Annotated in this window: 10 protein-coding genes; 3 read left to right on the top strand and 7 right to left on the bottom strand. The window is 70.5% G+C overall.

Translation table 11 applies throughout. The features are described 5' to 3' along the window. Positions 1 to 86 precede the first annotated feature (86 nt). Positions 87 to 830: a TetR/AcrR family transcriptional regulator gene (locus tag AC3CBB_RS06485; protein WP_123504777.1), complete on the top strand. Its 744-nt coding sequence runs from the start codon at positions 87 to 89 to the stop codon at positions 828 to 830. A gap of 7 nt (positions 831 to 837) precedes the next feature. Here the strand turns inward: AC3CBB_RS06485 and AC3CBB_RS06480 are convergent, their stop codons facing one another. The 3 genes from AC3CBB_RS06480 to AC3CBB_RS06470 all read right to left on the bottom strand — a co-directional run bounded on the left by AC3CBB_RS06480 (position 838) and on the right by AC3CBB_RS06470 (position 6093). After that, the gene (locus AC3CBB_RS06480; RefSeq protein ID WP_488626402.1) at positions 838 to 1341 is read right to left on the bottom strand and encodes a TraR/DksA family transcriptional regulator; all 504 of its coding nucleotides are present in this window, start codon (positions 1339 to 1341) and stop codon (positions 838 to 840) included. Beyond that, positions 1338 to 2375 (bottom strand): glutathione S-transferase family protein, encoded by a 1038-nt coding sequence (locus tag AC3CBB_RS06475; RefSeq protein ID WP_488626401.1) that lies wholly within the window; start codon positions 2373 to 2375, stop codon positions 1338 to 1340. Before AC3CBB_RS06475 ends, AC3CBB_RS06480 begins: the two co-directional genes overlap by 4 nt. A 220-nt stretch (positions 2376 to 2595) precedes the next feature. Next, positions 2596 to 6093, bottom strand: coding sequence for a DNA polymerase III subunit alpha (locus AC3CBB_RS06470; RefSeq protein WP_488626400.1), 3498 nt, complete (start codon positions 6091 to 6093; stop codon positions 2596 to 2598). A gap of 302 nt (positions 6094 to 6395) precedes the next feature. On the opposite strand from AC3CBB_RS06470, the gene AC3CBB_RS06465 reads away from it, so the two are divergent. Further along, entirely contained in the window at positions 6396 to 7772 is a 1377-nt protein-coding gene (locus AC3CBB_RS06465; RefSeq protein WP_199738176.1) for a glucose-6-phosphate dehydrogenase, read from the top strand. A 185-nt stretch (positions 7773 to 7957) separates the two neighbouring features. Here AC3CBB_RS06465 and AC3CBB_RS06460 read toward each other — a convergent pair whose 3' ends face one another. Both AC3CBB_RS06460 and AC3CBB_RS06455 read right to left on the bottom strand, forming a co-directional pair. Beyond that, entirely contained in the window at positions 7958 to 9814 is a 1857-nt protein-coding gene (locus AC3CBB_RS06460; protein ID WP_488626399.1) for a glycoside hydrolase family 15 protein, read from the bottom strand. 60 nt (positions 9815 to 9874) lie between these two features. Beyond that, positions 9875 to 10216, bottom strand: coding sequence for a DUF6504 family protein (locus AC3CBB_RS06455; protein WP_123504773.1), 342 nt, complete (start codon positions 10214 to 10216; stop codon positions 9875 to 9877). Positions 10217 to 10381: 165 nt separating this feature from the next. On the opposite strand from AC3CBB_RS06455, the gene AC3CBB_RS06450 reads away from it, so the two are divergent. Next, complete coding sequence (locus AC3CBB_RS06450; protein ID WP_123504772.1) at positions 10382 to 11134, top strand: SDR family oxidoreductase; 753 nt, start codon at positions 10382 to 10384, stop codon at positions 11132 to 11134. A gap of 93 nt (positions 11135 to 11227) precedes the next feature. Here the strand turns inward: AC3CBB_RS06450 and AC3CBB_RS06445 are convergent, their stop codons facing one another. Together AC3CBB_RS06445 and AC3CBB_RS06440 are read right to left on the bottom strand one after the other, a co-directional pair. After that, positions 11228 to 11716, bottom strand: coding sequence for a GNAT family N-acetyltransferase (locus AC3CBB_RS06445; RefSeq protein ID WP_123504771.1), 489 nt, complete (start codon positions 11714 to 11716; stop codon positions 11228 to 11230). 65 nt (positions 11717 to 11781) lie between these two features. Next, on the bottom strand, positions 11782 to 12789 hold the full coding sequence (locus AC3CBB_RS06440; RefSeq protein WP_123505170.1) for an App1 family protein phosphatidate phosphatase: 1008 nt from the start codon (positions 12787 to 12789) through the stop codon (positions 11782 to 11784). Between the last annotated feature and the right edge of the window lie 111 nt (positions 12790 to 12900).

The following is a 12900-nucleotide window of genomic DNA, read 5'->3' as shown; positions in this document are numbered from 1 at the left end:
CTGCTCTCGGACGATGAGATGACCGTAGCGCGTCTGCTGGGCGAATTGCAAGAGCACTGCTCTCATCACTGTGGCAGGATCGGCGCATGAGCCCCTCCGAAACCGGCGTCCGCGCGCGTGCCCGAGCCGAGACCACCGCCCGGGCCCTCGCCGTGGCCAACCGCCAGCTCGGCGAGGTCGGCCCCGCGGCCCTGTCGGTGCGGTCCATCGCCCGCGAGCTCGGCATCTCGTCGTCCGCCATCTACCGGTACTTTCCGTCTCGGGACGCCCTGCTGACCCGCCTGATCATCGATGCCTACACCGACCTGGGGGCGGCGGCTGCGGAAGCGGCGGCAGTTCCTGCGGGGGCACCGCGATTTCGGGCCATCGCGAGAGCCGCCCGGAGCTGGTCGCTCGACAACCCGCACCGCTTCGCGCTCCTCTACGGCACTCCGGTGCCCGGGTACGACGCGCCCGCCGACACCACCGGGCCGGCGCTGACCGTGGCGTACCTGCTGCTCGACGCGCTCCTCGCGTCGCCCGACGTCGTCTGGCCGCCGGTCGACGAGCGGCTGCGACCCGGGTTCGAGGAGCTGGCGTCGGTGCTGTCTCCGGCGCGGTCGTCTCTGCCGGCGGGGTCGTCTTCGATGGCTGGGCCGTCTTCGTCGACTGGGTCGTCTTCAGTCGATGCGCCCGCCGAGTCGATCGCAGCGGGGGTCGCGATCTGGACCGCGCTCTTCGGCCGGCTCTCGTTCGAGGTGCTCGGCCAGTACACGAACGTGGTCGCCGACCGCGACGCGTGGTTCGAGGCGTTCCTCGACGAGGAGCTCGGCCGGGTGGGGCTGCGGTAGCTGCGTTCTAGACGGCGTGCTCGATGCACCGGGTGGCCGTGGGCCGGGCCTCGAGACGGGCCGGTGCGATGGGGCGGCCGCAGACCTCGCAGACGCCGTAGGTTCCGGCGGCGAGTCGTGCGAGGGCGGTGTCGGCGGCTGCCATGCGCTCGAGGGTCGACTTGCGGATCGCCTCGAGCTGCGAGCGCTCGAATGCGATCGTCGCGCCCTCCGGGTCGTGCTCGTCGTCGACGTTCGACGACTCGCGGGCATCGGAGACGGCCTCCATGTCGAGCAGGAGACGGTCGGCGAGGCGTCGTGCGTCGGCGCGGATGCCCTCGAGGCGTGCGCTGACGTCGGGGGATGCCTCGCTGTCGTGTGCCGAGCGGCCCACGTGTGCCGAGCGGCCGACGTGTGCCGAGCGGCCGTCGTGTGCCGAGCGGCCGTCGTGTGCCGAGCGGCTGTCGTATGAAGAGCGGCTGCCGTCTGCCGAGTGGCTGTCGCCCGCCGCCTCGTCGTCGCGGGCTGTCACGCGGCGAGGATCGGAGGGACCTCTTCGCCGGGGCGTGGCGGCGGAGGCGGAGTCCCGTCGCCGAACGGGCGCCCGCCCAGCTCGTCGCGGCCGTGAGGTCGCAGCCACCCGCGCGGATCCGGGCCGGCCGGGACGATCCCCGTCGGATTGATGTCGCTGTGGACGATGTAGTAGTGCTTCTTGATCTGCTCGAAGTCGATGGTGTCGCCGAACCCGGGCGTCTGGAACAGATCGCGCGCATAGGCCCAGAGCACCGGCATCTCGGTCAGCTTGTTCCGGTTGCACTTGAAGTGGCCGTGATACACCGCGTCGAACCGGGCGAGGGTCGTGAACAGCCGGATGTCCGCCTCGGTGATCGTGTCGCCGACCAGGTACCGCTGGTTCTCGAGGCGCTGCTCGAGCCAGTCGAGCCGGTCGAACAGCCGCGTGTAGGCGCGCTCGTAGCTGCCCTGCGACCCGGCGAAGCCGGCGCGGTACACGCCGTTGTTGACGTCGCGGAAGACGACCTCGGCGACGTCGTCGATCTCGTCGCGCTTCCCGTCGGGGTAGAGGTCGGGTGCGCCGTCGCGCTGGAAGTCGGTCCACTCCGTGGCGAGGTCGAGCGTGATCTGCGGGAAGTTGTTGGTGACGACCTTGCCGGTCGGAACGTCGATGATGGCCGGCACCGTGATGCCGCGCGGGTAGCCGGGCGTCCGCTTCTCGAAGGCGTCCTTCAGGCGCTCGATGCCGAGCACCGGGTCGCGTCCGTCAGGGTCGAGGTCGAACGTCCAGGAGCGGGCGTCATGCGTCGGGCCGGGGAGGCCGAGCGAGATCGCGTCCTCCAGGCCGAGCAGCCTCCTCGAGATGACGGAGCGGTTCGCCCACGGGCAGGCCCGGGCGGCGACGAGGCGATAGCGGCCGGCCTCGACCGGCCAGCCGTCGACGGCGTCCTTCGTGATGCGGTCCTCGATGTAGTTGGTGTCGCGGGTGTACTCCTGGCCCGGGGTGACGTAGGTGCCGGGTTCGTCGGTGCTGGCCGTGCTGCTGTCGCTCATGCGGCTCACCCTACGCGCGGCTTCGGAAGGATCTGCGGGGTAGGCGTCCTTGCGGGGCGGGCGTGCGGCGGGGATTCTCCTTGTGGGGCGTGCGCGGCGGCGTGGTTCTCCTTGTGAGCGGGCAGGGCGTCCTTCGACAAGGATTGTACGAACGACACGGACTGCGCGAACGACACGAACGACGTGGCCGACAGGGCGACACGGACGCCAGGCAGTCGGCTCAGGTGAGGACGTCGTGGCCGGCGGCCGCGCGGGTCGCCTGCCAGTCGCGCCACAGCGCCTTGAGATCCCACGCATTGTCGGCCTCGAGAGAGATGCCGCGCTCGCCGGTGCGGCGGGTGCGCCCCTGGATCAGCAGCAGCTTCGTGCCGAACAGGAGGGAGCCGGCGCGATTCTGGGCCTCCTCGAAGAAGGTGGAGTCGGAGCACCCCGAGCCGTCGTCGAGGCTGATGAACACGACCCGCTTGCCGCTGCGCATCGGCGGCGTCTGCGTGGCGATGCGGATGCCGGCGACGAGGACGGTGGTGCCGTTCCAGTTGTCGATGAGGTCGGCCGCGCGGATCACCCCGAGGTCGTCGAGCATGGGCCGGTAGCTCTCGATGACGTGCTCGGTGACCTCCATCGACAGGATGTCGAGCTCGCGGCTGATCCGCTCGTGCGCCGGCATCTCGGGGCTGCCCGTGGGGACCGAGGCCGAGTCGTCGACATCGAAGTCGAGCTGGTTGATCGTGTCGGCGGGCTTCGGACGCGATGCCCGGCTCGTCAGCTGCCGGATGCGCGCCATCACATCGCCCCGGTTGCGCCCGTCGCCTCCCAGCGAGTCGAGTGCGCCGACCTGGCCGAGCCGCTCGAAGAGCCGCCGCGAAGGCGTGGCCCGCTGGTAGAAGTCGGCGATCGACGTGAACGGGCGGTTCTCGAGGATCCGGGTGGTCTCGTGCTCGGTGATGCCCTGCACGTCGAGGAGCGAGAGGCGGATGCCGAGGTCGCCGGCGTAGGTGCGCGCGACGGGCGTCCGCGGGGGGCGCAGCCGCTCGACGTGGTAGACCTCGCTCGACGCGTTGACGTCGAGCGGCAGGACCGGCACGCCCATCCGCTTCGCCTCGGCGAGCAGCAGCCGCTTCGGGTACATGCCGGGATCGTGGGTGAGGATGCCTGCCAGGAACTCCGCCGGGTAGTGCGTCTTCAGCCACGCCGTCTGGTAGGTCGGCAGGGCGAACGCCGCACCGTGCGCCTTGCAGAACCCGAACGACCCGAAGCCCTTCAGCACGCCCCAGATCCGGTCGATCTCCTTGTCGGTGTAGCGCCGTCTGCCGTGCTCATCGACGTTCGCGGCGGTCTTGCTGCGGAACTCGCCCTCGAGGTCGGCACGCTTCTCCATCTGCCGGCGCATCTCGTCGGCCTCGGCGAGCGAGATGCCCATGGTCGCGTTGAGGATCCGCAGCACGTGCTCGTGGTAGATCACGACCCCGTAGCTGTCCTGAAGGAAGGGCGCGAAGGTCGGATGGATGTAGTCGGGCTTCTGGAACCCGTGCTTGGTGTCGAGGTAGGGCGCGACCATGTTGCCCTTCATCGGGCCGGGGCGGAACAGCGAGATGTCGGCGATGAGGTCTTCGTACTGGTCGGGCTGCATCTTGCCGATCAGCTCGCGCTGGCCCGGGCTCTCGATCTGGAACATGCCGAGCGTGTGCGTGGTGCGGATCGCCTCGTACGTCGGCTCGTCGTCGTGGGGGATCGCGTCGAGCTCGATCCGCCCCTGGCGGTTCACATAGGGCGCGTCGATCGGCAGGGCGCCGGCGAGGGCAGTGCGCGGCCCGTTCAGCCGCTCGATCTCGCCGAGGGCGAAGGCCATCGACGACTGCATGCGCACGCCGAGCACGTCGAGCTTGAGCAGGCCGGCGTCATTCATGTCGTGCTTGTCGAACTGGCTCATCGGCAGGCCCATGCCGCTCGGCTGCACCGGAGTCATGCTGAGCAGGTCGGAATTGCCCAGGATCACCCCGCACGGGTGCATCGAGATGTGGCGGGGGAGTCGGTCGAGCCGCTCGGTGAGGTCGACCAGCAGGTCGATCTGGGCGTTGGTCTTGACGAGGTCGGCGATCTGGCGGAGCTCGGGTTTCTCCGTGAGAGCCTTGCGCATGTCGCGGGCGTTCGAGCGCCAGACGTTGTTCGCGACGAGATCGATCTGGTCTTCGTCGAGTCCCAGCGCCAGCCCGGCGTCGCGGACGGCGCCGCGCCCCCGGTAGGTCGACTGCATCGACATCAGCGTGACGCGGTTGCTGCCGTAGCGGTCGAAGATCGCCCGGTACACCTCGTGCCTCCGGGCCGACTCGACGTCGATGTCGATGTCGGGCAGCGTCTCGCGCTTGTTGCCGAGGAACCTCTCGAACAGCAGGTCGTGCTCGAGCGGATCGACGTTCGAGATCCGGAGCAGGTAGGTGACGAGGCTGCCGGCGCCCGAGCCGCGCGCGGCGTTCCGCACCCGCATGTCGCGCATCATCGCCGAGACGTCGGCGACGGTCAGGAAGTACCCGGCGAAGCCGAACGAGGTGATCGTCTCGAGCTCGTCGCGCATGCGCCGCTCGATCTGCTCGCGCTTGGCCATCGACGCGTCGCCGAAGCGCTCGGTCACCCCGGCCTCGGCCCGCCGCCACAGCACCTGGTCGGGGTCGCCCTCGACGCCGATCGCCGACAGCTCGGGCACCTTCGCGCGACGCCAGCCGAGGTCGACGTCGGGGTCGAGTCGGCACCGGTCGGCGAGCTCCTCGGTGGCGGCGAGCATCTCCTCGGCCGCGCGGCGATCGAGCGACGACGCGTCGGCGATCATCCGGGCGAGCGCGCGCATCGCGTCGGGGGTCTTGAGGAAGGCCTGGGCGTTGGGCTGCGGCTCGAAGCTGCCGAGTGCCGCGAGGTGCCCGGCGGCGTCGAGCACGTCGGCGGTCAGGGCCTCGTCGGGCTCGCGGTAGCGCACGGCATTGGTGAGCACCGCAGGAACTCGCCCGGCGTCGGCGAGCTCGAGCATCCGCGCGGCGTGGCGCAGGCTGCGGCTCTCGCCCGGCTCGGTGAGGTGGCAGACGACCTCGATGGCGACGCCGCCGGGCACCTCCGCCTTCCAGGCCTCGAGCAGTGCGGCCGCCCGGCCGTGCGCGCCGTGCGCCACAGCTCGTCCGACGTCGGAGTCGGGGCCGAGCAGCACCGTGCCGGTGGGGCCGTCGTCGCCCATCAGGAAAGCGCGGACCCGGGCGCGGGGGATCGTCGCCACGCTGTTCGCGCTGCCGTTGACCTTGCGTGTGGCGCGGCCGTGAGCCGCGCTGATGAGGCGGCAGAGGGAGGCCCAGCCGGCGCCCGGGCCGACCCCGACGGCGCCGCCGCCGTGGGCGAGGAACACGACGCGGTCGGCGTCGGCGGCGATGGGCGGGGAACCGCTAGGAGGTCCTGCGGGATGCTGCCCTGCGGGGCGCTGCCCTGCGGGATGCCGCCCTGGGCTGTCGTGGTCGTCGGGGGAGGGGGTCGATACGCCCAGCTCGACGCCGACGATGGGGTCGATGCCGAGCGCGCGGCACGCGCCGACGTGGCGGATCGCTCCGTAGAGGCCGTCGCGGTCGGTGATCGCCGCTGCGTCGGCGCCGTTCGAGGCGGCCTGAGCGGCGAGGTGGCCCGGCTGCGCAGTGCCGTAGTGGGCGCTGAACGCCGAGGCGACGTGCAGGTGCGTGAAGCTCATGGCCGCCCTTCGTTCGAACGTGTGTTCGAACAGTGTAGGTCATTCGCCAGGCGGCGGGAGAGGGGTTTCCACAGGGCTGGTCAGGTGCGTACCGGAGTCGCCGCAGAGCAGTACGGTTGATGGTGGCATCGTGGCCACTCGCGCCCGTGCCCCTTCTCTCGCATCCTCGAACCTCATGGGAATGCCTGCCGGTCCGGTGTGTTGAGCCACGTGGACCACAGCTAGGTTCACCTCGAAAGGAAGTCCATGACCACCCGCACTGCGCCTTCCAGCGCCGCGACTCGCTCCGAGCAGACCGTCTGATGGCGGAGACGAGCACCCTCATCATCCTCGGCGCTTCCGGTGACCTCACCGAGCGCCTCCTCCTCCCCGGCCTCGCGAGCCTGCTCAAGAGCGACCGCGGCGTCGACGTGAAGCTGATCGGCACCGGCCGCAGCGAGCGCAGCCCCGAAGAATGGGACGACGTCGTCAAGACGGCCTTCAACGGCGATGCCGGCTCGGAGCTCGCCAAGAAGACCCTCGCCTCGAGCGAGTACATCCAGGGCGACCCGACCGACCCCGAGCACCTGAAGAAGCTCTTCGCGGCCTCCGAGGGCGAGCCGGTCATGTACTTCGCGCTCCCGCCGGCCATCTCGACGAAGGTCATCAAGGCCCTCGAGGAGATCGACGTGCCCGACGGCCTCCGGCTGGCCCTCGAGAAGCCCTTCGGCAGCGACGAGCAGGGTGCTCGCGAGCTGAACGAGGAGCTCCTCAAGGTGATCCCGGAGGAGCGCATCCACCGCACCGACCACTTCCTCGGCCGCTCGACCGTGCTGAACATGATCGGCCTGCGCTTCGCCAACCGCCTCTTCGAGCCGGTCTGGAACAGCGACAACATCGAGAAGGTCGAGATCTTCTACGACGAGGTCCTCGGCCTCGAGGGTCGCGCCCAGTACTACGACAAGGCCGGCGCTCTCGTCGACATGATCCAGAGCCACCTCCTGCAGGTGCTCGCCGTCATCGCGATGGACGCCCCGTCGTCGATCGACGCCGTCGAGCTCCGCAGCGAGATCGCCCGCGTCCTGCGCGCCACCTGGGTGAAAGACGGAGACCCCGTCGCCAACAGCCGTCGCGGCCAGTACGCGGCCGGCACGATCTCGGGTAAAGACGTCCCCGCGTACTCCGACGAGGACGGCGTCGACAACTCCCGCGAGACCGAGACGCTCGCCGAGGTCGAATTCGAGATCAAGACCCGTCGGTGGGCCGGCGTGCCGTTCATCCTGCGCTCCGGCAAGGGGATGACCAAGGTCCGCAAGGAGGTGCTGATCACCTTCAAGCCGGTGCCAGCGCTGCCCGAGGGGCTCCAGGGCTCGTCGTCGCCCGACACGCTCAAGATCGAGATCAGCCCCGAGACCATCGAGCTCGGAGTCACGACCAACGGTCAGGGCAACCCGTTCCACCTCGAGAAGTCGACCCTGTCGACCGACCTGGGCAAGCCCGAGCTGACCCCTTACGGCGAGGTGCTCTCGGGCATCTTCCACGATGACCCCACCCTCTCCATCCGCGGCGACGTGGCCGAGCGGTGCTGGGCGATCGTCGCGCCGGTCGTCGATGCCTGGGAGTCGGGCGAGGTTCCGCTCGACAAGTACCCCGCCGGGTCGGCTGGTCCGGCCCACTGGACCACTTCGAAAGAGGCGTAGCCACCCGCTCGCGAAGCCCCGCCGAACCTGGTTCGGCGGGGCTTCGTCGTGGCGGGACCAGGGGCGGGGCGGCCCGGACCCGCCGTTTGGGCGCAGACCCCGTGGTCAGGCCCGGATGCCTGTCCGCGGCGCGGCGTATGGGCCGAACCGGGATGTCCGGCCGCCAGGGTCCGGCGGCGGCCGGGTTAGGCCCGCGCCCGCCGCGCCTCGCCGCCGCGCGAATGCTCGATCGCCGTCTGGATGGCGTCGGCCGCGCGCACCAGCGCCAGGTGCGACAGGGCCTGCGGGGTGTTGCCGACGTGGCGCCCCGTCGCGACCTCGATCTCTTCGGAGAGCATCCCGACGTCGTTGCGGAACCCGACGAGGCGGTCCATCAGCGCGGTCGCGTCGTCGAGCCGGCCGCTGCGGGCGTACTGCTCGACGAGCCAGAACGAGCAGGCGAGGAACGGGTTCTCGGTGCCGGACAGCCCGTCGACACCCGACTGCGTGCGGTAGCGCAGCAGCAGGCCGTCGTGCAGGAGGTCGTGCTCGATCGCCTTCACGGTGCCGAGCATGCGCGGATCGTGCGCATCGACGTAGCCCACCTGCGACAGCTGCAGCAGGGAGGCGTCGACCTCGTGCGACCCGTAGTACTGCACGTAGCACCCGCGCTCCGCGTCGTAGCCGTTGGTCTCGATCTCGTCGCGGATCTTCTCGCGCAGGGCGAGCCACCGCTCGACGGGACCGTCGAGGTGAAACTCCTGCGCGCCTCGGACGGCCCGGTCGATGGCGGCCCAGAGCATGACGCGCGAGTGAGTGAAGTGCTGCTCGGGCCCGCGGATCTCCCAGATGCCGTTGTCGGGCTTCGACCAGTTCTCCTCGACGTGCTGGATCAGCGCGCGCTGGAGCGCCCACGAGTCGTAGGTCTCCTCGCTGCCGAGCTGGCGGGCCTCGTGGAGTGCGACCATCACCTCGCCGAACACATCACCCTGATACTGCGTGTAGGCGCCGTTGCCGATGCGGACGGGCGAGGCGCCCTGGTAGCCGGGCAGCTCGTCGAGGGTGGTCTCGGCGAGGTACCGCTCGCCGCCGAGTCCGTACATGATCTGGACGTCGTCGGGATCGCCCGCGATGGCGCGGAGCAGCCAGCCGCGCCAGCCCATCGCCTCGTCGGCGTAGCCGTGCGAGAACAGCGCCTGCAGCGTCATCGAGGCGTCGCGGAGCCAGACGTAGCGGTAGTCCCAGTTGCGGCCGCCGCCGAACTGCTCGGGGAGGCTCGTCGTGGCCGCGGCCACGATGCCGCTGGTGTCTTCGTGGGTCAGGGCGCGCAGGATAAGGAGCGAGCGATGGACCGCCTCGCCGTACGCCTCGGGCGCCTCGGAGTGCGACGCCCAGTCGCGCCACCAGTCGATCGTCGTGTCGATGCTGGCCGACACGTCGATCGGCGCCGGCGGCTCGCGGTACGACGGGTACCAGGTCATCACGAGGTCGACGGTGTCGCCGGCCGTCACGTCGAAGGCGGCGCGGTGGGCGTGGTCGCTGGCCGTGAGCCTCGGCCCGCGGACGACGACCGCGTCGGGCCCGGCGACGGCGACGAGCGTGCCTCGGCCGGCGGCCTCGGCCTCGTGCGGCATGGACGAGTCGTCGGGCGGGGTGTCGTCGTCGAGCTGCCGGATCCACGGGATCGCCGTCGTGTAGCCGAAGCGGATGCGGAGGTCTTCGGTCATCGTGACGGTGCCCGAGAGGCCCCGCACGCGGCGAACCAGGTCGGCTCGGCGGTCGCCGTACGGCATGAGGTCGGTGACCTCGACCTCGCCGGTCGGCGTCGACCAGCGGGTGACGAGCACGAACGTGTCGTCGACGTAGCGTCGGGTGGCGGTCGCGGTCGGGTCGGCCGGCGCGAGCAGCCAGCGACCGCTGTCGTCGTCGCCGAGGAGGCCGGCGAACAGGGAGGGGGAGTCGAAGCGCGGCAGGCAGAGCCAGTCGATGCTGCCGTTCCGGCCGACGAGGGCGGCCGTGTGGCAGTCGCCGATCAGTGCGTAGTCTTCGATCGCTAAGGGCATGCGCTCATCCAATCAGCCGATGCCATGAAAGCCCGCCGTGGCATGCTGAGGCGGGCCGGCTCACGCGAACAGCTGCTGGTCGATCTGGTCGTCGAACACCCCGAGCAGCAGCCACTCGCGGCTGATCGGGTCTCGCGCGAGGTCGAACGTGCCGTCGACCCGGTGCGCGCCGTCGGTGAGCGGCAGCGCGTCGACGCGCCAGACGTGCATCTCGAGCAGCTCGCTGCCGGAGCCGCGCGGGGCCCGCGTCGCGCTGCGCCACCAGGCCTGCCGGGTGATCCACACCTCGGGTGCGCTCACCACGCCGTAGACGACCCGCCGCCAGGTGAATCGGAGGGGCGTGCCCTCGTCGGTGGTCTCGACGGCGATCCGCTCGTCGATCCGCTGCGCGTCGATCCGCATGCTGGCCCCTCTGGCTCTGTTCGAAAGTATGTTCGAACTCTACGTCGCGCCTCCGACATTCGCGACCCCGCGACCAGAAGCCCCGAGCCGTGAGAAGGGACGGACTGCGAATCCCCGGCTGACCGCTCCCTTCACGTCGTCCGAGCGCGGCGCCAAAGTGGAGACATGAAAACGACTGGAAACACCATCCTCATCACCGGCGGCACCTCGGGTCTCGGCCTGGGCCTCGCGCAGCGCTTCGCGGCGGCGGGCAACACCGTCGTCGTGGCCGGACGCCGCACGGCGCTCCTGGCCGAGATCGAAGCGGAGAACCCGGGGATCACGGGCCTCGAGATGGACGTCGCAGTTCCTGCGTCCATTCAGAACGGGTTCGAGACGATCACGGCGAGCCACCCCGACCTCAACGTCGTCATCACGATGGCCGGCATCATGCAGCCCGAAGACCTGACGACCGCGGGCTTCCTCGAGACGGCCGAGGCGACCATCACCACGAACCTGCTCGGCACGATCCGGACCGTCGCGGCGTTCACCGAGTTCTTGCAGGGCAGGCCCGACGCGGCGTTCATGACCGTCTCGTCGGGACTCGCCTTCGTGCCGCTCGCGATGACGCCGACCTACAACGCCACGAAGGCCGCGGTGCACTCGTTCACCGAGATCCTGCGCCTGCAGCTCGCCGAGTCGGGCGTCGAGGTGCTCGAGCTGATCCCGCCGGCAGTTGCGACGACGCTGCTCGGTCAGGACGAGGACACCAGCGGCCGGGCCATGCCGGTCGACGAGTACCTCGACGAGGTGTTCGAGATCCTGAGCACACGGCCCGACGAGAAGCAGGTCATGGTCGAGCGGGTCAAGATGCTGCGCTTCGCCGAGGTCGACGGCGCCTACGACCGGGTGCTGCACATGCTCGCCGGCTCGCACTGATCCGCCTCGCATCGCCCCGCAGCCCACGATCGGGACTCCGCACCGCGAGATCTCGTGGTGCCGAGTCCCGATCGTCGTGCGCAGAGGCCCCGGTCAGCCGAAGGTCGTGCCGAGCACGGTGCGCCACCCCGTCGTCCCGAGCTCGCGCAGCCCGATCTTCTCGGCCACCCGCCGCGAGGCCGTGTTCGCCGGATCGATGATGGCGACCAGCTCCGCGGCCCCCAGCTCGTCGCGCGCGAGATCGCGGCACGCTCCTGCGGCCTCCGTGGCGAGCCCCCGGCGCAGGAACTCGGTGCCCACGTGGTACCCGACCTCGAGCCGGAGCACCCCGTCGACGTCCTGCCACGTCAGCCCGCAGTCTCCGACGAAGGCGCCGCCATGCGTCTCGATGATCCAGAGTCCGTAGCCGTGCTCGGCGTAGTTGCGCTGGTTCCAGGCGATCCACGCGGCGGCCTCGTCGCGCGTCTTCGGCGCCGGGTAGAACTCCATCACGCGGGGGTCGCCGAGCAGGCCGGCCATGGCGTCGAGGTCGGCGGCGCCCATCTCGCGGAAGCGCAGGCGCGGGGTCGGTCGGGGGAGCACTCGTCGACGATACCGGCCGGGCCCGGCGGCCCGGCGGGCGTGGTGCGAAGCCGACGGCGAGAGCGCTACGCCCCGCCGACCATGCCCTTCTCGACGAGCTGGTCCCAGATGCCGGCACCGTCGGGCGCGTAGATCCACGGCGTCTTCGTGGTGCGCTCGTGCTCCTCGGCCCGCGAGCGGCCTCCGGCGAAGACGGCCTCGGTCGACGACAGCTGGCGGATGGCCACGCCGGCGACGTTCGACGGGTGCTCCGCGAGGAAGTTGCCGTAGGTGTCCTCGTCGTGCTGGCCGTCGTCGCCGACGAGCAGCCACTTCATCTCGGGGAACTCGGCGGCGATGCGCCGCAGGGTCTGGTACTTGTGCTGGCGGCCGCTGCGGAACCAGCGATCGTGCGTCGGCCCCCAGTCGGTCAGCAGCAGCGGGCCCCGCGGGTAGAAGTTGCGGGTCAGGAACCGGTTGAGCGTCGGCGCCACGTTCCAGGCGCCCGTCGACACGTAGATGACGGGGGTGCCGGGCGCCGAAGCACGGAGGCGCTCGTAGAGCACCGCCATCCCGGGCACGGGTCGGCGCGCGTGCTCGTCGAGCACGAAGGTGTTCCAGGCCGCGAGGAACGGCCGGGGCAGGGCCGTCACCATGACGGTGTCGTCGATGTCGGAGATGATGCCGAACTTGACGGCGGGGTCGATCACGAAGACGGGCGCGTGCACCTCGAGCGATCCCTCGGTGCGCAGCACGATCGAGTGCCAGCCCGGCTGGAGGTCGACCTCGATGCGCGTGTCGACGACCCCGCCGCGGTCGGCGGTCATGTGGTGCGTGACCCCGTCGATCACGGCGTCGACCACGACCTCGTTGATCGGCACGCTCGTGAAGCTGCGCCAGCCGCGCACGTGGGTGTGCCCGGTCGACAGCTTCTCTCCCTCCTTGGTCAGGAGCACGCGGCAGAGCACGCGGATCCAGCCGGGAGCGCCGTAGCCGGTGTACGGCACGATGGTCGGGATCAGGCCGCGTCGGCGGGCGTTCTGCTCGCGGAACTCGTGGATCGCGTCTTCCATCCGCGCGGCTCGGTGCAGCATCGGCTCGACGCTCTGCGCGACCACCGCCTGCGCGTTCGACCCGAACGCGGCGGGAGGCGCGGAAGAGGCTTTGCGGTGACCCGGCATGCCCTCATTGTGGCATGCCCGCCC

Source organism: Frondihabitans sp. OV104 (assembly GCF_057787745.1).
This window is presented reverse-complemented; position numbering and strand designations above follow the sequence as displayed.